Source organism: Paraburkholderia sp. D1E, assembly GCF_052682275.1.
The window spans coordinates 6,594,168-6,615,210 of the sequence record NZ_JBQYMB010000001.1; the positions used below are offsets into that span (position 1 = coordinate 6,594,168).

Sequence of the window (21,043 nt, forward strand, 5' to 3'; positions counted from 1 at the left end):
TTATTGTTGTTCGACGAGGGCGCGAGCTTCGGCGACGTGGCCACGATACGCTTCGAAAATCTTGCGCAGCGCTTCGTCGAAAGTCGACTTCGGCGCCCAGCCGAGTTCCTGCATCGTGTTGTCGATCTTCGGCACACGGTTCTGCACGTCCTGGTAGCCCGCACCGTAGTACGCGCCCGAGGAGGTTTCGACCAGTTGCACCTTCTTCGCGAGGTCGGCGTATTCCGGGAATTCGGCGGCCAGCGTCAGCATCTTGTGCGCAAGTTCGCGCACGGAGAAGTTGTTGGTCGGGTTGCCGATGTTGTAGATCTTGCCCGTGGCGATGCCGTCCTTGTTCGCGATGATTTTCATCAGCGCGCCGATGCCGTCGTCGATATCCGTGAACGCGCGCTTTTGCGCGCCGCCGTCCACCAAACTGATGTTCTCGCCGCGCACGATATGGCCGAGGAACTGCGTGACTACGCGCGAGCTGCCTTCCTTCGGCGTGTAGATCGAATCGAGGCCGGGGCCGATCCAGTTGAACGGACGGAACAGCGTGAAGTTCAGGCCTTCCATGCCGTAACCCCAGATCACGCGATCCATCAACTGCTTCGAGCACGCATAGATCCAGCGCGGCTTGTTGATCGGGCCGTACGACAGTTGCGACTCTTCCGGATCGAACTGTTCGTCTGTGCACATGCCGTAGACCTCGGAGGTCGACGGGAACACGAGGTGTTTGCCGTACTTGACGGCCGAACGCACGATCGGCAGGTTCGCCTCGAAGTCGAGTTCGAACACGCGCAGCGGCTGCTTTACGTAGGTGGCGGGCGTGGCGATCGCGACCAGCGGCAGGATCACATCGCACTTCTTGATGTGATACTCGACCCACTCCTTGTTGATCGTGATGTCGCCTTCAAAGAAGTGCATCCGCTCATGATTGATGAGGTCGCCGAGACGTTCGGTCTGCATGTCCATCCCGAAGACTTCCCAATCGGTCGTTTCGAGAATGCGTTTGGACAGGTGATGGCCGATGAAGCCGTTCACACCCAGAATCAGGACTTTTTTCATGAATGACGGGGAGTTTGGAGGAGCTGGGCGAATTCGGCCGGGGTGACAACGGTTTCGTTGCCGTCATGCTGGTGCCGCAATTCGTGGATGGCGATCGCGCGGCCGTCGCCGCATATCGCTAAAACGGCATTATCGCTTACGTGCAGGCCCGGCGGCAAATCCGAGCGAAGTGCGCCAGGCGCAGCCAGGCGCGCACGGGCGACGATGAAACGGCGACCTTCGATATCGGTGAAAGCGCCGGGATACGGTGGCGCGACCGCGCGGATCAGGTTGTAGACCTGCTGGGCTGGTTGCGTCCAGTCGATCCGGCCGTCTTCCGGCTTGCGTCCGCCGTAGTAGCTGCCGTGCGACAGATCGTTCGGCAGATGCGGCGCTTCGCCTGCAAGCAGAGCGGGGAGCACGCGCCACAGGGTTTGCTCGGCGGCTACCGTAACCTTGTCGAATACTTGCGCAGCGGTGTCGTCGGGCAGGATCGGCACCGGCGTTTGCGCGATGATCGCGCCCGCGTCGGGTCTGGCGGCCATTTCGTGCAGCGTGGCGCCGGTTTCGGTTTCGCCGTGGATCACCGCCCAGTTGGTCGGCACGCGGCCACGGTACTTCGGCAGAAGCGAGCCGTGCATGTTGTAAGCGCCCCGTGCGGCGAGTGCCAGCAGGTCGACCGGCAACATGTGGCGGTAGTAGAACGAGAAGATGAAGTCCGGCCGCGCGGCGCTCACCGCGGCACGCAGTTCCGGGCTTTTCGGATCGGCCGGAGTGAGCACCGGAATACCGTGCTCGGCCGCAACCGAGGCGACGCTGCCGAACCAGATGTTTTCGGTCGGGCTGTCCTCGTGCGTGACGACCAGCGCCACCTCGACGCCGCGCGCGAGCAGCACCTGCAGGCAGCGCACGCCAACGTTGTGATACGCGAATACGACGGCGCGCGGCTTCATGGGTTGGGGTCCTGATCGGCGAGCGGCGCGGCTTGCACGGCCTGCACGACTGCCTGGCGCGGCGCTTCGGTCACGGTGGTGCCGTCGCGCTGTTCGAGAATCGTCTGCACCAGATAACGCGGACGCGCGCGCACCTGCTGATAGATCCGGCCGATGTATTCACCCAGCAGGCCCAACGCGAAGATGATCACGCCGAGCAGGAAGAAGGTGATAGCGAACAGCGTGAACACACCTTGCACTTCCGCGCCGATGATGAAGCGGCGGATCAGCAGCAGCACGAACAGCGCCGCGGAACCGAGCGACAGGATCACGCCGATGAACGACAGCCATTGCAGCGGCACGACCGAGAAGCCGGTGACCAGGTCGAAGTTCAAACGGATCAGGCTGTAAAGCGAGTACTTCGATTCGCCGGCAAAGCGCTCTTCATGCGCGACTTCGATCTCGACCGGATTCTGCGCGAAGGTGTACGCAAGCGCGGGAATGAAGGTGTTGATCTCGCCACAACGGTTGATCGTGTCGATGATGTGGCGGCTATACGCGCGCAGCATGCAGCCCTGGTCGGTCATCTTGATGCGCGTGATGCGCTCGCGCAGGCGGTTCATCGCGCGCGACGCCTTGCGGCGCCACAAGCTGTCCTGGCGTTGCAGACGAATCGTGCCGACATAGTCGTAGCCTTCGCGCATCTTGTTGACCAGCTTGCCGATTTCTTCCGGCGGATTCTGCAGGTCGGCGTCGAGCGTGATGACGATCTCGCCGCGCGATTGCTCGAAGCCCGCGAGAATCGCCATGTGCTGGCCATAGTTGCCGTTCAGCAGGATCACGCGGGTCGTGTCGGGCCGCGCGCGGAACTGGTCGGCGAGCAGAGCGGGGGATTTGTCGCGGCTGCCGTCGTTGATGAAGATCACTTCATAGCCGGTGCCGAGCGCGTCGAGCGCCGGGTAGAGGCGCGCGAACAGCGCGGCCAGCCCGGCTTCCTCGTTGTACACCGGAATGATGATCGACACTTCCGGTGCGACGGCGCGATGTTCCGAATAAATCATTTCCGCTTATTTTCCGTATTGTTCGCAAATTTCATTGACCGCGCGGCAGACCCGCTCCACGTCGTCTTCGTTCATCAGCGTGAACAGCGGCAGGGTGACCGTGCTGGCGCCGTAACGCTCCGCGTGCGGGAACATGCCTTCCTTGAAGCCGCGTGCGCGGTACAGTGAAAACAGATGAATCGCAGGATAGTGCACGCCCGAACCGATGCCACGTTCTTTCAGCGCACCCATGAAGCCGGCACGGTCGACCGACAGCTTGTCGAGCGGCAGCGTGATCAGGAACATGTGCCAGTTGCTGTTCTCAAAATCGGCCAGCGGCAGGCCGATGCCCAGTTTGGCCGCCGCGCCGCCTTCGAAGCCCGCGAAGTACGCGCGCGCCAGTTTCTTGCGCTGCGCAATGAAGCGTTCGAGATGCGGCATCTGGCCAAGGCCGACGCGCGCGGCAACGTCCGTCAGGTTGTACTTGCCGCCGAGCAGATCGCAGTCCATGCCGTCGAAGCCCGTGCGGGTGATGCCCTGCAGACGGTACTTCTGCGCGAGGATGGCTTCTTCCTCGTTGTTCAGCACCAGTGCGCCGCCTTCGATCGAAGTCAGATTCTTGTTCGCATGGAAGCTGAACGAGACGATGTCGCCGAGCTTGCCGATGCGCTCGCCTTTCCACGTCGAACCGAAGGCTTGCGCGGCGTCTTCGATCACGCGCAGTTTGTGGGCGCGGGCGATTTCATACAACCGGTCCATGTCCACCGGCAAGCCCGACAGAAAAACCGGAATGATCGCCTTGGTGCGCGGCGTGATGGCCTTTTCCAGCAGATTCAGGTCGATGTTGCGGGTAACCGGATCGATGTCGACGAACACCGGGGTCGCGCCGACTTCGTAGATCACATTGCTGGTCGAGACCCACGAGGCGGGCGTGGTGATGACTTCGTCGCCTTCGCCCACACCGGCGATGCGCAGCCCGATTTCGAGCGTCGCGGTGCCGGAATTGAACGTGCGCACCGGGCGGCCGCCGCAGAACTCGGACAGTGCCGCTTCGAATTTCTGGTTCTGCGGGCCGGTGGTGATCCAGCCGGAACGGAGCACGTCGACGACGCCCTGGATCGTTTCTTCATCGATCTCGGGTTTGACAAACGGCAAAAACGGGACTGTTGACTGGCTCATGAATGCTTCGCTCGATTGAATGGGGCGCAACCCGAAGGGCGCGAAGTAAAGCACACACTACGCGCAAACCCAAGGTTACGACTAAAAAAGGGCGCAACCGCCAAGCTTACCGCGGCCAACCTTACGTTTTACTTAGCCAGCGACGGTGCCCGGCTTACCGCATCTTTTGCTGCCGGCATTTTCGCAGCGCTTGCACCCGCGCCGGCAATAAACGGTAATAAATCGTGCCCGGCATAGCGTGGCCGGGGACATGGCGCCTAGCTGCGCGCCAGGACGACGACGCCGATCAGGATGACGCCGATCCCAATCAGCTTCTGTACGGACATCACTTCGCCGAATAGATACCACGCCGCGAACGCGTTGACGACGTATCCGAGCGACAACATCGGATAGGCGATCGATACGTCCACCCGCGAGAGCCCGATCACCCACACGCCCACGCTGATCACATAGCAGGCCAGCCCGCCGATGATCGGCGGCTGGGTTGCAAGACGAAAGGCGATGGGCAGGATGTTCGCACGGGTGAAATCGAAGTGTCCAACGGCATTCGTTCCGGCTTTGAGCAGCAACTGCGCGCCGGCGTTCAACGTGACGCCCGCGAGGATACAAAAGAGGGAAATCGGGTTCATCGAACGGTCAGTTCCTGAGATGGGGTCATTGTTGTGTTTTTTCTACTGGCGCGGGGGCCGGTGCGCTCTGCGCCGCCGCGTCGGAGGCGGGCACGGGTTTCATCACGACGACCCGGCGTGGGTCGCGTGCGACCACCTGCATCGGCAGCCCCTCTTTGAGCAGCCTGTCATAAGTTGCCGGCGGGATCAGCGCGAGCGCATAGCGGTCGGCCTTCCAGCGCTCGATCCACGCGTCAACCGACGGCACCCATTTCTGCGGTTCGACAGACACGCCGAACGCCAGCTCGTCAGGATGTTCGACCATGATCATCGTGTGGTCGACGTAGAACGGCAATGTGTGGTCGAGCACGCCGACCGAGTAGAACGGCGTATCGGCCGGCAGCTTTGCGATCTCGGCCTTGATGGCGGGCGCGAGCGGCGCGCCGGAGCTCAGGCGGCCGAACACGTCGTGACCGGTGCCGGCAATCGTGCCGAGCAGCAGCCATGCCGCACCAAAGCTTGCGATGGCGCCAAGGGTGCCGGCGCGGCTGCGGCGGTTCAGCCACAGCGCGGTCAGCGTCAGTACGAAAGCGACGCCGAGTGCCGCGAGCACCCATGTGCGGTATTCGACATACAGCTCGGTCGGGTTGCGTGCATCGCCGAAACGCGACATGAACAGCGCGGCAAACGCGGCCACGACGAGAAACAGCGCGTAGCCGGCCAGATGGCGGCGCAATTGTTCGCGCGTGACGAGCGGCAGGTACATGCCGATCAGGAGCGCGATGGGCGGCGCGATCGGCAGGGTGTAGGAGAGCAGCTTCGAGTGCGACGCGCTGAAGAACAGGAAGATGAACGCGCTCCACACCAGCATCAGCGTGACCGGCGCGAAGCCGTTCGGCTGGCGCGGCAGGCGCCACGCGTGACGCACGCTCTGGAAGGCCACCGACAACCAGGGCAGGAAGCCGACCAGCAGCACTGGCACAAAGTAATAGAACGGCCCTGGGCGGTTCTGTTCAGGCGTCAGATAGCGCTTGAACTGTTGAACGATGAAGAAGAAGTTCAGGAATTCCGGATTGCGCTGCTGCACCAGCACGAACCATGGTGTGACGATCGCGAAGAAGACGATCAGGCCGCCGATCAGATGTAGACGCTTCCACACGGCCCAGTCGCGTGCGACCAGGGTGTACAGCACCAGCACAGCGCCTGGCAGGATCAGGCCGACGAGGCCCTTGGAGAGCACCGCCATCGCCATTGCGCCCCAGCACACCCACATCCATGCCCGCACGTTAGCTGCGGCCAGGTTGGGGCGCTGGGCAAGCAGCAGCGCGCAGAGCGTCAGCTCCATCCAGAACGACAGGCCCATGTCGAGCGTGTTGAAGTGGCCCATCAGGTTCCAGTAGGGCGACGTGGCCAGCACGATCGCCGCGAATACGCCGGTCGCCGCATTGAACACGCGCGCGCCGGTAAAGCCAATCAGCAGCACGCCGGCAAAGCCGGTCAGCGCGGTGTAGAGCCGCGCCTGCCATTCGCCGATACCGAACCACGCGAACGTGAGCGCGTTCGCCCAGGTTTGCAGCGGTGGCTTTTCGAAATACTTGTAGCCGTTATAGCGCGGCGTGATCCAGTCGCCGGTGACGAACATCTCGCGCGCCATTTCGGCGTAGCGGCCTTCGTCGCTCGGCAGCAGGTGGCGCCAGCCGAGTGGCACGAACCAGATCAGGGCAAGGGCCAGCACCAGCAGCAGGATCGTGGTGCGATTGAGCGGTAGCCTTGTCGGCGTATCGTTCATGGATTTCAACCTTTTTGGCGCCGCCGCGTGGGCGGCGAGGCGGTGTTATTTGGAAAGGGCGAACGCCGGCGAGGCGCCGATGGCGCGCAGTGTACGTTATCGGCCTTGACGCGGCCATGGGTGGGGGCCGGTCCGGTGGCCACGCATTCCATGGATGCCGTGCGCGGCGGCCTGCGCCTCCACGCCCGCTAAACGCCAGCTTCGCGGCGCTCGCGCGGCGTCACTACGCTTCGATCAGCAACGCGGCCGCGACCTTGCGGCCCTCGGCCATCAGAATGTTGTAGGTGCGGCAGGCGGCCTTGAAGTCCATCGTTTCGACGCCGATGCGTTTGGCGGTGAGCGCGGCGGTCAGGCGCGGATGCGGGAAGCGCAGCCGTTCACCACTGCCGAACACGACGACTTCGGGCGCGGCGTCCACCAGCATGGCGAAGTGCTCGGCGCTCAGGTCGTCGAAAGAAGAGACGGGCCACGCGATGACGGGTGCTTCCGGCAGCACGAGAATGCTGCCCGAATGGCGCACCAGATTGATTTCGACATAGTCGGCGCCGTAGCCGGTGACGGTGTTGAGGGCGCCGCTGGAATCCTGATGTAATTTCAAATTCGTTTTCCGAAGTCGTCGTGAGACATCATGCGTGTTGGCGGCCTGACCGGGCAGAACGGAAGCAGGGCGGTTTGACGCGAGTTGGACACGCGAGTAGCACAGCGAGTGACACAGAAGCGGCCGAAAAGGCTTACCGTTGCGGTTGGTGCATTGCGGAAGTCGGCCAAAATCCGCTAAATTATAACTTTTTAGCCGCCTTGCGGCGCCCCTCGCTCAAGTGCCGCCTCACGTGCTGTCATAAGCCGCACTGAGGGCGTGGGCGCGGCCCACCGGCTACCTGCCTTGGTTTTGCCCGCTTTTCGTCTGTTTCTCGACTGTTTTTGCCCGCTTTTGGCCTGCTTTTGCCTGTTTTGCCTGTTTTGCCTGTTCGGCTGCTGCGCCGGCGCAATCCGCCGGACGCGCGCCTGAGAGCCCTGAAAGCCGGCCCAACCCGTGTCTGGCGGCCCGATCTGTGTATGGCAGTCGTGCCGCGTCATAATTCCCCGTATCGGTGGACTTGTCCGGGCCGGCGTATTTTCGCCCCCGCTTGTCTGCCCAAGCCCAACAACAGGATGAAGTGCCCGCCGTGAAACCGATTCTCAAATCCAACAAGTTGTTGAATGTCTGCTACGACATTCGCGGGCCCGTCCTCGAACATGCCAAGCGGCTCGAAGAAGAGGGCCACCGCATCATCAAGCTGAACATCGGCAATCTCGCGCCGTTCGGCTTCGAAGCGCCGGATGAAATCATCCAGGACATGATCCTGAATCTGCCGGGCTCGTCCGGCTACTCGGATTCCAAGGGGGTGTTCGCCGCGCGCAAGGCGATCATGCACTACACGCAGCAAAAGGGCGTGCATGGCGTCGAACTGGACGACATCTACATCGGCAATGGCGCCTCCGAGCTGATCGTGATGGCGCTGCAGGGCCTGCTGAACGACGGCGACGAGGTACTGCTGCCGGCGCCGGACTATCCGCTGTGGACCGCCGGCGTAAGCCTGTCGGGTGGCACGCCGGTGCACTACATGTGCGACGAATCGAACCGCTGGATGCCTGATCTGGACGACATCCGCGCGAAAATTACGCCGAATACGCGCGCGCTCGTCGTCATCAATCCGAACAACCCCACCGGTGCGCTGTACTCGGATGAACTGCTGCTCGGCCTGATCGAGATCGCCCGCCAGCACGGCCTCGTCATCTTCGCCGACGAGGTCTACGACAAGATCGTCTACGACGGCAAGAAGCACACGTCGATGGCCGCGCTCTCCGAAGACGTGCTCACTGTCACGTTCAACAGCCTGTCGAAGAGCTACCGTTCGTGCGGTTACCGCGCCGGCTGGATGTTCATTTCGGGCCTGACCGGCGAGAACCGCCGCAACGGCAAAGACTACTTCGAAGGGCTCGGCATTCTGGCCTCGATGCGCCTGTGCCCGAACGTGCCCGGCCAGTACGCGATCCAGACCGCGCTCGGCGGTTATCAAAGCATCAACGACCTGATCCTGCCGAGCGGGCGCCTGTACAAACAGCGTGAACTCGCGTATGACATGCTGACGGCCATCCCCGGCGTGAGTTGCGTGAAGCCCGAGGCGGCGCTGTACATGTTCCCGCGCCTCGATCCGAAGATTTATCCGATCCAGGACGATCAGCAGTTCATCCTCGACCTTCTGCTGGAAGAGCGCGTACTACTGGTTCAAGGCACCGGTTTCAACTGGAAGACGCCGGATCACTTCCGCGTCGTGTTCCTCCCGAACGTGGACGACCTCGCAGATTCGATCAACCGGATCGCGCGCTTCCTCGACGGTTACCGCAAACGCCACACGGCTTGAGATGGACGGCGCGCCTCGCGCGCGCCGCTGCCTGCCCCAGTTTCCTTTTAATCACTTACTCGAAAACACACGCTGCATGGAACCGATCAAAGTTGGACTGCTGGGCTTCGGCACGGTAGGCAGCGGCACCTTCACGGTACTGCGCCGCAACCAGGAAGAAATCAAACGCCGCGCGGGCCGTGGCATCGAGATCGCGCGCATTGCCGTGCGCAATCCCGCCAAGGCGACCGCGGCGCTCGGCAGTGAAGCCGGCACGGTGGCGCTGACCGATGACTTCAATGCGGTGGTCGACGATCCGTCGATCGATATCGTGGCGGAAATGATCGGCGGCACGGGCGTGGCACGCGAGCTCGTCCTGCGCGCGATCAAAAACCGCAAGCATGTGGTCACGGCCAACAAGGCGCTGCTCGCGGTGCACGGCACGGAGATTTTCGAAGCGGCGCGCGCCAACGGCGTGATGGTGTCGTTCGAAGCGGCCGTGGCGGGTGGCATTCCGATCATCAAGGCATTGCGCGAAGGGCTGACGGCCAATCGCATCCAGTACATCGCCGGCATCATCAACGGCACGACGAACTACATCCTCTCGGAGATGCGCGATCGTGGGCTCGATTTCGCGACCGCATTGAAGGCCGCGCAGGAACTGGGTTACGCCGAAGCCGATCCGACCTTCGACATTGAAGGCGTCGACGCCGCGCACAAGGCGACGATCATGAGCGCTATCGCGTTCGGCGTGCCGGTGCAATTCGACAAGGCGTACGTGGAAGGCATCAGCAAGCTGGCTGCGATCGACATCAAATACGCCGAAGAACTCGGCTATCGCATCAAGCTGCTCGGCATTGCGCGCCGCACGGACAAGGGCATCGAACTGCGCGTGCATCCCACGCTGATTCCCGAGAAACGACTGCTTGCGAACGTGGAAGGCGCGATGAACGCGGTCGTCGTGCACGGCGACGCAGTCGGTTCGACCCTGTACTACGGCAAGGGCGCGGGCGCGGAGCCGACGGCTTCCGCCGTGATCGCCGATCTGGTCGACGTGACGCGTCTGCATACGGCGGATCCGGAGCATCGCGTGCCGCATCTGGCGTTCCAGCCGGACAGCCTGTCGAGCACGCCGATTCTGCCGATCGACGAAGTGACGAGCGGCTACTACCTGCGTTTGCGCGTGGCTGACGTGACGGGCGTGCTGGCCGACATCACGCGCATTCTGGCGGATAGGGGCATCTCGATCGACGCGCTGCTGCAGAAGGAATCGGAGCAGGTCGATGCGAACGGCAAGGGCGAAACCGACATCATCCTGATTACGCACGAAACGGTTGAAAAGAACGTCAACGCGGCGATCACTACGATCGAAGCGCTGAAGACCGTTGTCTCGCAAGTCACCAAGCTGCGCATGGAAGCGCTGAACTAGGCCGAATATGAACTACCTCTCTACGCGCGGCGCCGGAGCCGGCGAGCGCCATACGTTTTCCGACATTCTGCTGGGCGGTCTCGCGAAGGATGGCGGCCTGTACCTGCCGGCCGAATATCCGCGCGTCACGGCTGACGAACTGGCGCGCTGGCGCACGCTGCCGTACGCGGACCTCGCCTTCGAGATCCTGTCGAAATTCAGCGATGACATCCCCACCGAAGACCTGCGCGCACTGACGCGCAAGACCTACACGGCCGGGACTTACTGCCACGTGCGCGACAACGAAAGCGCCGCGCAGATCACGCCGTTGAAGACGCTGGGTATCGAGAACGGCGCGCCGCTGTCGTTGCTGGAACTGTCGAACGGTCCGACGCTTGCGTTCAAGGACATGGCGATGCAGTTGATCGGCAACCTGTTCGAATATGCGTTGGCCCGGCACGGCGAGACGCTGAACATTCTGGGCGCAACGTCGGGCGACACCGGCAGCGCCGCGGAATACGCAATGCGCGGCAAGAAGGGCATCAGCGTGTTCATGCTCTCGCCGCACAAGAAGATGAGCGCGTTCCAGACTGCGCAGATGTACAGCCTGCAGGACCCGAATATTTTCAACATCGCGATTGAGGGCGTGTTCGACGATGCCCAGGACATCGTGAAGGCGGTCTCGAACGACCACGCGTTCAAGGCGAAGTACAAGATCGGCACGGTCAACTCGATCAACTGGGCGCGTGTTGTGGCGCAGGTCGTGTACTACTTCAAGGGCTACTTCGCGGCGACGAAGTCGAATGACGAGCGCGTGTCGTTCACGGTACCGTCGGGCAATTTCGGCAATGTGTGCGCGGGTCACATCGCGCGCATGATGGGTTTGCCGATCGAGAAGCTGGTAGTCGCCACGAACGAAAACGACGTGCTGGACGAGTTCTTCCGCACGGGTATTTACCGTGTGCGCAAGGCGGCCGAGACGTACCACACCAGCAGCCCGAGCATGGACATTTCGAAGGCCTCGAACTTCGAGCGTTTCGTGTTCGACCTGCTGGGCCGCGACCCGGCGCGCGTGCTGCAACTATTCCGCGACGTCGAAGAAAAGGGCGGTTTCGACCTGGCCGCGAGCGGCGATTTTGCGCGCGTACAGGAGTTCGGTTTCGTGTCGGGTCGCAGCAGCCACGAGGACCGTGTGGAAGCGATCCGAGACGTTTTCGAGCGTTACGACACGATGATCGACACGCACACGGCTGACGGCCTGAAGGTGGCACGCGAGCATTTGCAGGCGGGCATCCCGATGATCGTGCTGGAGACCGCGCAACCGATCAAGTTCGGCGAAACGATCCGTGAAGCGCTGCTGCGCGAACCAGAGCGTCCGGCCGCATTTTCGGGTCTGGAGTCGCTGCCGCAGCGATTCGAAGTACTGCCGGCGGACGTCCAGCGCGTGAAGGACTTCATCGTCGCAAACACGAACGAGTAACACCGTGGGCCTCGAACGCGACAGGGTCGCGCTCGAGGCGACGGACGAGGTTGCAACGAAGCCATTGGTTTAAGAAGTACCGCGACGGCGCGCGCAGCGCCGCCGGAAATATGACTGCCTTGTCACCAACGCCGAGTGTGCGAGGGCCCGGATTCCAGATGCACCACCACCGTGGCTGCGCGAGGGACCCACTTAAGAGTTAGCGGTGTGAGCCGCTTTCTCTTGCTCACTTCTCTTTGCGGCGGCAAAGAGAAGTGAGTGCCGCCCCGCACAGGGGCAACGCTGATAAACCAATAAGAATTCAAGAAAAGGCCAATACCGCAGGCGCACAGAGACCAAGCGCCGCGCAGGCAAACAAATCAAGCAAAGCCCAACCCCGCACGCACACAGAAAAAGACCCGCCAAAAGGCAAAATTCCCGGCCAAAGGCAAAAAAACCCACCATAACCCCAAGCCGCCACCGGCCATCGCGATCGAACGCTACAATATTCCTTTAAACCCGCGTCTTCGAGACCCGACGATGTCCACCCCAACGCCCCGCGCTCCGATGCTCTCCACTGCCGAAGCGTTGGCGACCCTGCTCAGCGCAGCGAGCCCGATCACCGGCACGGAATCGATCCCCACGCTAGACGCGCTCAACCGCGTGCTATCGGCAGCCGTCATTTCGCCGCTCGACGTCCCCCCAATGAACACCAGTTCAATGGACGGCTACGCGATCCGAACCGCGGACCTGGCAGCGACTGGCAACCGCCGCTTGCCGGTCTCCCAACGCATTCCAGCCGGCCACGCGCCCGAGCCGTTAAAGCCAGGTACGGCCGCCCGCATCTTCACGGGCGCTACAGTGCCGCCGGGCGCCGACGCCATCGTGATGCAGGAGCAAACCGAAGCGGCCGGCAACGAAGTCACAATCCTCCACAGCCCGGCACCTGGCGAATGGATCACGGCCCAAGGCGCGGACATCCGCAGCGGCTCGATCATTCTTCCGGCGGGCACGCGCCTGACGCCGCAAGCATTGGGGCTCGCCGCCTCGGTCGGCTGCGCTGAACTCCAGGTGTACCGTCGCGTAAAAGTCGCCGTGTTCTTCACCGGCGACGAACTGACCATGCCTGGCGAGCCGCTGAAACCTGGTGCGATCTACAATTCCAACCGTTTCACGCTGCGCGGGCTACTGGAAAAACTAGGCTGTGACGTCACCGACTACGGCATCGTCCCCGATAAACTCGACGCCACCCGCGCGACGCTGCGCGAAGCCGCGCAGGCGCACGATCTGATTCTCACCTGCGGTGGTGTGTCGGTAGGCGAGGAAGATCACGTCAAGCCGGCAGTCGAGGCCGAAGGGCGCCTGTCGATGTGGCAGATCGCGATGAAACCCGGCAAGCCGCTCGCGTTCGGCGCGGTGCGCCGTGCGGCGCACGAGGCAGACGCGGCTACGTCAGCCGAAACCTTCTTCATTGGCCTGCCCGGCAATCCGGTCTCCAGCTTCGCGACCTTTTTGCTGTTCGTTCGGCCGTTCGTCCTGCTTCTGGCCGGCATGCAGACGGTGGCGCCGCGCGCCCTGTCGCTGCGCGCCGATTTCACGCAGAATAAGGCCGACCGTCGCAATGAATTTCTGCGTGCGCGCATCAATGCGGCCGGCGGCCTCGATCTGTTTCCGAATCAGAGTTCGGCCGTGCTGACATCGACCGTATGGGGCGATGGCCTGATCGACAATCCGCCGAACCACGCCATCAGCGTCGGCGAAACCGTGCGTTTCATTCCCTTTTCCGAATTGCTGAACTGAGGCCGGCAACAGCCGGCGGTTTCCCGATGAAGATTCAACTCCGATATTTTGCAAGCGTGCGCGAAGCGCTCGAAACCGCCGACGAATCGGTCGATCTGCCCGACGGTATTGCGACCGTCGGCGACGTGCGCGCCTGGTTGCGCGTACGCGGTGGCATCTGGGCCGACACCCTCGCCGAAGGCCGCGCGCTGCGCATGGCCTGCAATCACGTCATGACCGATGCCGGTACGCGCATCACCGAAGGTTGCGAAGTCGCGTTCTTTCCGCCGGTCACCGGCGGCTGAGCCGCGACGGATCGCCGCCTAACCACGCTAACCGGCCAAGCCTCGCTAAGCCGCACAGGAGCCAGCAATGCCCGTTCGCGTCCAGACGGAAGATTTCGACCTCACCGCCGAGGTCGCCGCGTTGCGCGCGCGTAATCCGAAGATCGGCGCAGTGGCCTGTTTTGTCGGCACCGTGCGCGATCTGAACGACGGCAACACGGTCGAAACAATGGAGCTCGAACATTATCCGGGCATGACGGAGAAGTCGCTGGAAGCGATCGTCGTGAGCGCGCGCGAGCGTTGGCCGGGGATCGAGGTGCTGATCGTGCATCGGGTCGGCAAGCTCTATCCGCTCGACCAGATCGTGCTGGTGGCAACCACCGCCGCACATCGGGGCGACGCCTTCGCGTCGTGCGAGTTCGTAATGGACTATCTGAAAACCCAGGCGCCGTTCTGGAAGAAAGAGAAAACTGAAGAAGGCGAGCGCTGGGTCGATGCCCGTGTCACTGACGACGCTGCGCTGGCTCGTTGGGGTGTCGAATCGGGAAATCGGGCTGAGGATTAGCGCGCGTGCTCGCGCCGTGAATCATCATCGTCACGCGGACGCTTCGGCGCGACGCGCTCCAGCAACGCCTGCTGTTCGGCCGGAATCTTGTAGTCCCAGCCGAAGCGGCTCAACTGCAAACTCTGCGCGATACGCAGCGCCGGTTCCATGAAGCGCACCGCCGCAGCCGGCTCATAGCGCGACTCCACTGTATCGAGAAACAGGTACAGCCAGCGGCTGAAATGCTGCGGTTCGACGCCCTCGAGCGGCTGATGCGCCAGTTGCACATTGCCGCGGTATTGCTTCGCGCCCAGCACGAGACTGCCCCAAAACGTGCACATTTTGGGCAGGTGGTCGTCCCAACGGCCCGCCAGCGTCGCATCGAACACGGGGCCAAGCAATGGATCGGCCCTCACACGGTCGTAGAAGCCGTACACGAGCTCGCGAATATTCGCCTCAGTAGGCTCGGCGGCGCGCTCGACAATCGGCGCGGCAGGGAAAGATGGATTCATGCAGATTCCAGATAATGCGGTTATTCATTGTGAATCGCCACATGGCGCCACAGACCGTCAGGAATGACCTCGAACTGCCCTCAAACGAAAGGAAGTAGGCCGAAAATACCCCGCTTTTCGCATAAATGGCCTATGCGGGAAACGTTACCATTACTGCCGAAAGACAAACACCGACTGTCAGCGCAGAATAATAAAATATGCGTATCGTCTGCATCTTATGGCGAAGCGACGGCCCCCGGCAACCCTTGCATCGACGCGGTTATCCCCCGGATCGCGGCTTGCGCTCATGTGGCACCTGCACTTATGAGACTGACCGACTATACGGATTACTCACTACGCGTCCTGCTGTACCTCGCTGTCCGTGGCGAAGGCCTGGCGACCATTCAGGACATCTCGGACGCGTACGGCATATCCAAGAACCATTTGATGAAGGTGGTGCAGCAACTCGGCGAACTCGGCTGGGTCGAGACTGTGCGCGGCCGTAACGGCGGCCTGCGGCTCGCGGAACAAACCAGCACGCTGACCGTGGGCGCGATCGTGCGGGCCACGGAAAGCGACTTTGCTCTGGTCGGGTGCTTCCCGGACCAGCAAGGTGAGCGCCGGGCCTGTGTCATTACACCGCACTGCCGTCTGCGCGGCGCGATCGAGGCGGCACGCAACGCGTTCCTCGCCGAACTCGACCGCCATACGATCGGCGAGGTTGCAGAGCCGCACGGCCCGCTGGCCGCGCTGCTGGGTTTAAGCACCGTCATCCCGATTGTGCCGGTCACGCCTGCTGGCGGCGCTGTACCGCTTTCCTGAGCCGGCCGGCAAGTTCTCGCGCGTCAAATGTTAAATAGTTGCTACTGATTGCAAAAAAGCGCTTGAAACCTGCGTAAAACGCCTCAATTTGGTGGTAATCGAAATTGGAGGCCTCTTGATGAGAATCGACAAACTCACCACTAAATTCCAGGAAGCACTGGCTGATGCGCAGAGTCTGGCCGTCGGTCATGAAAATCAATACATTGAACCGGTTCATGTCCTGTCGGCCCTCGTCGCTCAGCAGGATGGTTCCGCGCGTTCGCTGCTCTCACGTGCCGGCGTGCATGTCCAGGCGCTGCAAACCGCGCTGAACGATGCCATCACGCGCCTGCCGCAAGTGCAGGGCACTGACGGCAACGTGCAGATCGGCCGCGAACTGACCGGCTTGCTGAATCAGGCGGACAAGGAAGCACAAAAACTCAACGACACGTTCATCGCGAGTGAGATGTTCCTGCTCGCGGCCGCCGACGACAAAGGCGAGGCCGGCCGTCTCGCGCGTCAGCATGGTCTGTCGCGCAAGTCGCTTGAAAGTGCGATCGCGGCGGTCCGCGGCGGTTCGCAAGTGCATAGCCAGGACGCCGAAAGCCAGCGTGAAGCACTGAAGAAATACACTGTCGATCTGACCGAGCGCGCGCGGGCGGGCAAGCTCGACCCTGTGATCGGCCGCGACGACGAAATCCGCCGTTCGATCCAGATCCTGCAACGCCGCACCAAGAATAATCCGGTGTTGATCGGCGAGCCGGGCGTGGGTAAGACCGCGATCGTCGAAGGTCTCGCGCAGCGTATCGTCAACGGCGAAGTGCCGGAAACGCTCAAGGGCAAGCGCGTGCTGTCTTTGGACATGGCGGCATTGCTGGCCGGCGCGAAATACCGCGGCGAGTTCGAAGAACGCCTGAAGGCCGTGCTGAGCGACATCGCGAAAGACGAAGGCCAGACCATCGTTTTCATCGACGAAATTCATACGATGGTCGGTGCGGGCAAGGCCGAAGGCGCAATGGACGCGGGCAATATGCTCAAGCCGGCGCTTTCGCGCGGCGAGCTGCATTGCGTCGGCGCCACCACGCTCGATGAGTATCGCAAGTACATCGAAAAGGACGCCGCGCTTGAGCGCCGCTTCCAGAAGGTGCTCGTCGACGAACCGTCGGTGGAAGCCACTATCGCGATCCTGCGCGGTTTGCAGGAGAAGTACGAACTGCATCACGGCGTTGACATCACCGACCCGGCGATTGTCGCGGCGGCCGAACTGTCGCATCGCTACATCACGGATCGTTTCCTGCCGGACAAGGCAATCGATCTGATCGACGAAGCCGCTTCGAAGATCAAGATGGAAATCGATTCGAAGCCGGAAGAAATGGATCGGCTCGATCGTCGGTTGATCCAGTTGAAGATCGAGCGCGAAGCCGTCAAGAAGGAAAAGGACGAAGCGTCGCAAAAGCGTTTGCAATTGATCGAAGAGGAAATCGAGCGGCTGGATCGTGAATACTCGGACCTCGAAGAAATCTGGACCGCGGAGAAAGCGGCGGTGCAGGGCAGCGCGCAGCTGAAGGAAGATATCGAAAAAACGCGCGCGGAAATCGTCCGTTTGCAGCGTGAAGGCAAGCTCGAGAAGGTCGCCGAGTTGCAGTACGGCAAGCTGCCGGGTCTCGAAGCACAACTGAAGGAAGTGACTCAGGCCGAAGCGAAAGAGCAGAGCAACCCCACCCGGCCGCGCCTTTTGCGCACGCAAGTGGGCGCAGAAGAAATCGCAGAAGTCGTCTCGCGTTCCACCGGTATTCCAGTGTCGCGCATGATGCAAGGCGAGCGCGAAAAACTGCTGCAGATCGAAGAGAAACTGCACGACCGGGTGGTCGGTCAGGACGAAGCGATTACTGCGGTGGCCGATGCGATTCGCCGTTCGCGTGCGGGTCTGGCGGATCCGAACCGGCCGTATGGCTCGTTCCTGTTCCTCGGGCCGACTGGTGTGGGTAAGACCGAGTTGTGCAAGGCATTGGCGTCGTTCCTGTTCGATTCGGAAGATCATCTGATCCGTATCGACATGAGCGAATTCATGGAGAAGCATAGCGTCGCGCGTCTGATCGGCGCGCCGCCGGGCTACGTCGGCTACGAAGAAGGCGGTTACCTGACCGAAGCCGTGCGCCGCAAGCCGTACAGCGTGATCCTGCTCGACGAAATCGAGAAGGCGCATCCGGACGTGTTCAACGTGCTGCTGCAAGTGCTCGACGACGGCCGCATGACAGACGGCCAGGGCCGTACCGTGGACTTCAAGAACACGGTGATCGTGATGACGTCGAACCTCGGTTCGCAGGTGATTCAGGCGATGGTCGGCGAGCCGCAGGAAGCGGTAAAGGATGCGGTCTGGGAAGAGGTGAAGCTGCACTTCCGGCCCGAGTTCCTGAACCGGATCGACGACGTCGTGGTGTTCCATGCGCTCGACCGTTCGAACATCCAGTCGATCGCGCGGATTCAGCTGCAGCGTCTGCATGAACGGCTTGCCAAGCTCGACATGCAACTGGTGGTGTCGGATGCGGCGCTGGAGCATGTCGGCAAGGTCGGCTACGACCCGTTGTTCGGCGCGCGGCCGTTGAAGCGCGCAATCCAGCAGGAGATCGAGAATCCGGTCGCCAAGCTGATTCTGGCCGGCAAGTTCGGTCCGAAGGACGTGATTCCGGTCGAAGTGGAAGACGGCAAGCTGGTGTTCGACCGCGTTGTGCACTAAGTAAGCAAAACGCGTTGGGCGAGGCAGGGCGCGGCTGAAGTTAGGCCGTCCCGCCGACGTTAAAAAGCGGCAACGAAGGTGACTTCGTTGCCGCTTTTTTTGGCCCGCTTTTGCCATGCTACATGGCGGCGACGGGTAACGGTACTTACGCGTTGCCCTTGCCGAACAGCGCTGACAGGCCGCCGAGTGCACCGAGCACGGTCGTCGAATTCAGTTTGCCTTCGGCGGGGACTTCGCCTTCTGGCGTCGCTGCGTTGACAACGTGCGGCAGGATCTGCGACAGGAGTCCGGTGACCTGATCCGGCTGCACGCCGGCTTTGGCGGCGAGGTTGGCGACGGTGTCCGAGCCGAGCACGCTATGCAGCGCATCCGGAGTGATCGCCTGGTTCTCGCCGTTGCCGACCCACGACGAAACGACGTCGCCGAGGCCCTTTTCCTTGAAGCTGCTGATCAGCCCGTTCAGGCCGCCCGGCTGGTTATTGACGAATTCCAGTGCGGCTGAAACGAGGGCTTGCTGGCCACCACCGCCTTCAGGCGATTTGCCAACCAGGGAACCGAGTGTGTCGAGTAGGCTCATGACGGTCTCTCTTGAATGCCGACCCGTGTTCGACGAGCCAGCGGGTGAAAACGCCGCGCGGTTGCGCGACGCTGGTGGAAGGAAGGCGACGGGAGCAGGGCGGCGCTTATGTGACTATCACGCGTACATCACACGTGACCAGCACCGCCGTTAGCTGCCGGTGCTCTACCCAGTTTACGCGCCGCCAGAGGCTGCCGCAGCCGATGCCGCCTTGCTCTTCTTCGCCTTCTTCTTCGATGCCTTGGTGCCGGATGCGTCGGCGGGCGCGCTGGCAGCGGCCGCCGTGGCCGGCGCGGAAGCTGCCGCCGCGTCGGACGCCGCGGCCTTGCTCTTCTTCTTCGACTTCGATGCCTTGGCGCCGGACGCCGCGGCAGGCGCAGCCGGAGCTGTCGTCGCGGCCGCGGTAGTCGCTGCAGGCGCGGCCGCCGGCGTCGCCTTGGTGCTCGCGGTGCTACTGGACTTCGCGGCAGCCTTGGCGCCTGTAGGCGGTGTGGACGAGCCGTTGATCGTCAGACCGGCCGTTTCGAGATTGGTCACCGATTTGGTGCCGATGCCCTTGACGCGGGTGGCGAGATCGTCGGCATCCTTGAACGGGCCGTTCTTGGTGCGTTCGTCGATGATCGCTTTCGCATGCACCGGACCGATACCCTTGACCGATTCGAGCGCCGCCTGATCGGCGGAATTCACTTCGACGGCCGCCGCAAATCCGGCCGACAGCGACAAAGCCAAAGCAACGCAAAGCATCAAAAGCTTCTTCAGCATGGCAAGCACTCCATTGTGGGCAAAAAAAGTTAGCCGCTAAGGGACGACTCGAAACGACGCATCCTGTAAGCATTCGCTGCGCTTAAGCATAGAACAAATTGCGCGCCCTTATTTGCAAACGCCGACGATTTATACCGATCGAATCATGACAAGTAAATCAGGGTGGACAATATTTAAAGATTTTGCCTGGCGATTAAGCCATTCTGAGTTTATCGATCAACGCGGACCACTGTAAATAATGGCCACGTAGACAAATGACAGCGCTGCCGACTTGACTTAGAGTGCACTCGAAGTCCTAACCTGAGTTCCGTCATGTCGAAAATGTCAAAAGCACTCACCATCGGCGAGGTCGCCGGAACGATCGGCGTCTCCACCCATACGCTGCGCTACTACGAACAGGCTGGCCTGATTCGGGCGGTCGGGCGGACCCAGGCGGGGCATCGCCTGTATTCGCCGGCCGATCTCGACTGGCTGCGGTTCCTGATGCGTCTGAAGGCGACCGGCATGCCGATCGCCGGGATGCAGGCGTTCGCGGCGCTGCGGGCAGAAGGTCAATCGACGGTGGGCGAGCGCCGCGACATGCTGGTGGCGCATCGGGATACGGTTTTGGCGCAAATCGCCGAGTTGCAGAGCAATCTCGGCGCGATCATCGACAAAATCGCCTATTACGAGACAGTTGGGCAGCAGCCCGCCGCGAGCACGCCGACACGACAGATCGACGAAACCCAATCGCCTTCGCATTCGGAAAAGGACTCACCATGGAACACGCACAAAACGATCGCTACACCCGAGGCTGGAACAAACTGAAGGAAATCGACGGTTCGACCGGCGAGCAGGTGATTGCCGCGCTTGCACCGATCGCACCGGATTTCGGACGCCTGCTGATCGAATTCGGCTTCGGCGATATTTACAGCCGGCCGCAACTCGATCTGCGCGCGCGGGAGATCGCAACGATTGCTTCACTGGCGACGCTCGGCTGTGCGCAACCGCAGTTGAAGGTGCATATCGAGGCGGCGTTGAACGTCGGCTGCACGCGCGAGGAGATCGTCGAGGTGTTCATGCAGATGGCCCTCTACGCAGGCTTCCCGGCAGCGCTGAACGCGCTATTCGCGGCGCGGGAGATTTTCGAGCGGCGTGATCAGGCATTGGAGGCGGCGCGGGAGTCGGAGGAGGCGCAAGCGTCCTGACGCAGGAGAGAAGGGAGGGCGGCTGCCGGGCGCAGCCGTTTTTTATGGGGATTAAG

Annotated in this window: 19 protein-coding genes and 1 pseudogene; 10 read left to right on the forward strand and 10 right to left on the reverse strand. The window is 62.0% G+C overall.

Annotated elements, in window-relative coordinates:
- From ACUN0E_RS29755 to ACUN0E_RS29785, 7 genes are all read right to left on the reverse strand, one after another.
- A complete protein-coding gene (locus ACUN0E_RS29755) occupies nt 1-1,047 on the reverse strand; it encodes a bifunctional UDP-4-keto-pentose/UDP-xylose synthase (RefSeq protein ID WP_408222896.1) in 1,047 nt (348 codons plus the stop codon).
- Nucleotides 1,044-1,979 carry a formyltransferase gene (locus tag ACUN0E_RS29760; RefSeq protein ID WP_445568846.1) on the reverse strand — a complete coding sequence of 312 codons (936 nt, stop codon included), beginning with the start codon at nt 1,977-1,979 and terminating at the stop codon, nt 1,044-1,046. Before ACUN0E_RS29760 ends, ACUN0E_RS29755 begins: the two co-directional genes overlap by 4 nt.
- A complete protein-coding gene (locus ACUN0E_RS29765) occupies nt 1,976-3,019 on the reverse strand; it encodes a glycosyltransferase (protein WP_408222900.1) in 1,044 nt (347 codons plus the stop codon). The genes ACUN0E_RS29760 and ACUN0E_RS29765 overlap by 4 nt, the downstream gene beginning before the upstream one ends.
- A gap of 6 nt (nt 3,020-3,025) precedes the next feature.
- The gene (locus ACUN0E_RS29770) at nt 3,026-4,177 is read right to left on the reverse strand and encodes a DegT/DnrJ/EryC1/StrS family aminotransferase (RefSeq protein WP_445568847.1); all 1,152 of its coding nucleotides are present in this window, start codon (nt 4,175-4,177) and stop codon (nt 3,026-3,028) included.
- Nucleotides 4,178-4,434: 257 nt separating this feature from the next.
- A complete protein-coding gene (locus ACUN0E_RS29775) occupies nt 4,435-4,806 on the reverse strand; it encodes a DMT family transporter (protein ID WP_445568848.1) in 372 nt (123 codons plus the stop codon).
- Nucleotides 4,807-4,831: 25 nt separating this feature from the next.
- Nucleotides 4,832-6,574, reverse strand: a complete 1,743-nt coding sequence (locus tag ACUN0E_RS29780; protein ID WP_408222906.1) for a glycosyltransferase family 39 protein — start codon at nt 6,572-6,574, stop codon at nt 4,832-4,834.
- Between the two features lie 223 nt (nt 6,575-6,797).
- Entirely contained in the window at nt 6,798-7,172 is a 375-nt protein-coding gene (locus ACUN0E_RS29785; RefSeq protein ID WP_408222908.1) for an Mth938-like domain-containing protein, read from the reverse strand.
- Between the two features lie 559 nt (nt 7,173-7,731).
- Between ACUN0E_RS29785 and ACUN0E_RS29790 the strand changes: the two genes are divergently transcribed.
- From ACUN0E_RS29790 to moaE, 6 genes are all read left to right on the forward strand, one after another.
- The gene (locus ACUN0E_RS29790) at nt 7,732-8,979 is read left to right on the forward strand and encodes a pyridoxal phosphate-dependent aminotransferase (RefSeq protein ID WP_408223259.1); all 1,248 of its coding nucleotides are present in this window, start codon (nt 7,732-7,734) and stop codon (nt 8,977-8,979) included.
- Between the two features lie 76 nt (nt 8,980-9,055).
- The gene (locus tag ACUN0E_RS29795) at nt 9,056-10,387 is read left to right on the forward strand and encodes a homoserine dehydrogenase (RefSeq protein ID WP_408222910.1); all 1,332 of its coding nucleotides are present in this window, start codon (nt 9,056-9,058) and stop codon (nt 10,385-10,387) included.
- Between the two features lie 7 nt (nt 10,388-10,394).
- Nucleotides 10,395-11,846, forward strand: coding sequence for a threonine synthase (gene thrC, locus ACUN0E_RS29800; protein WP_445568849.1), 1,452 nt, complete (start codon nt 10,395-10,397; stop codon nt 11,844-11,846).
- A 546-nt stretch (nt 11,847-12,392) separates the two neighbouring features.
- Entirely contained in the window at nt 12,393-13,625 is a 1,233-nt protein-coding gene (locus tag ACUN0E_RS29805) for a molybdopterin molybdotransferase MoeA (RefSeq protein ID WP_445570546.1), read from the forward strand.
- Between the two features lie 26 nt (nt 13,626-13,651).
- Nucleotides 13,652-13,909, forward strand: a complete 258-nt coding sequence (gene moaD / locus ACUN0E_RS29810; RefSeq protein ID WP_325045999.1) for a molybdopterin converting factor subunit 1 — start codon at nt 13,652-13,654, stop codon at nt 13,907-13,909.
- Nucleotides 13,910-13,976: 67 nt separating this feature from the next.
- Nucleotides 13,977-14,453, forward strand: a complete 477-nt coding sequence (moaE, locus tag ACUN0E_RS29815) for a molybdopterin synthase catalytic subunit MoaE (protein WP_408222915.1) — start codon at nt 13,977-13,979, stop codon at nt 14,451-14,453.
- Here moaE and ACUN0E_RS29820 read toward each other — a convergent pair.
- Complete coding sequence (locus ACUN0E_RS29820) at nt 14,450-14,944, reverse strand: group III truncated hemoglobin (RefSeq protein ID WP_445568850.1); 495 nt, start codon at nt 14,942-14,944, stop codon at nt 14,450-14,452. The two genes, moaE and ACUN0E_RS29820, sit on opposite strands and share 4 nt — an antisense overlap.
- 303 nt (nt 14,945-15,247) lie before the next feature.
- On the opposite strand from ACUN0E_RS29820, the gene ACUN0E_RS29825 reads away from it, so the two are divergent.
- Both ACUN0E_RS29825 and clpB read left to right on the forward strand, forming a co-directional pair.
- Nucleotides 15,248-15,745 (forward strand): Rrf2 family transcriptional regulator, encoded by a 498-nt coding sequence (locus tag ACUN0E_RS29825; protein WP_445568851.1) that lies wholly within the window; start codon nt 15,248-15,250, stop codon nt 15,743-15,745.
- Between the two features lie 118 nt (nt 15,746-15,863).
- Nucleotides 15,864-18,461 carry an ATP-dependent chaperone ClpB gene (gene clpB, locus ACUN0E_RS29830; protein WP_408335616.1) on the forward strand — a complete coding sequence of 866 codons (2,598 nt, stop codon included), beginning with the start codon at nt 15,864-15,866 and terminating at the stop codon, nt 18,459-18,461.
- A gap of 145 nt (nt 18,462-18,606) precedes the next feature.
- Here the strand turns inward: clpB and ACUN0E_RS29835 are convergent.
- Nucleotides 18,607-19,041 (reverse strand): annotated as a pseudogene (locus ACUN0E_RS29835) (YidB family protein); the annotation flags it as partial.
- Between the two features lie 171 nt (nt 19,042-19,212).
- Complete coding sequence (locus ACUN0E_RS29840) at nt 19,213-19,800, reverse strand: ComEA family DNA-binding protein (protein ID WP_445568852.1); 588 nt, start codon at nt 19,798-19,800, stop codon at nt 19,213-19,215.
- Between the two features lie 312 nt (nt 19,801-20,112).
- Here ACUN0E_RS29840 and ACUN0E_RS29845 point away from each other — a divergent pair, with 312 nt between their 5' ends.
- Nucleotides 20,113-20,607: a MerR family transcriptional regulator gene (locus ACUN0E_RS29845; protein ID WP_445568853.1), complete on the forward strand. Its 495-nt coding sequence runs from the start codon at nt 20,113-20,115 to the stop codon at nt 20,605-20,607.
- Nucleotides 20,559-20,987 carry a carboxymuconolactone decarboxylase family protein gene (locus ACUN0E_RS29850; protein WP_408222927.1) on the forward strand — a complete coding sequence of 143 codons (429 nt, stop codon included), beginning with the start codon at nt 20,559-20,561 and terminating at the stop codon, nt 20,985-20,987. Before ACUN0E_RS29845 ends, ACUN0E_RS29850 begins: the two co-directional genes overlap by 49 nt.
- Nucleotides 20,988-21,043 lie beyond the last annotated feature (56 nt).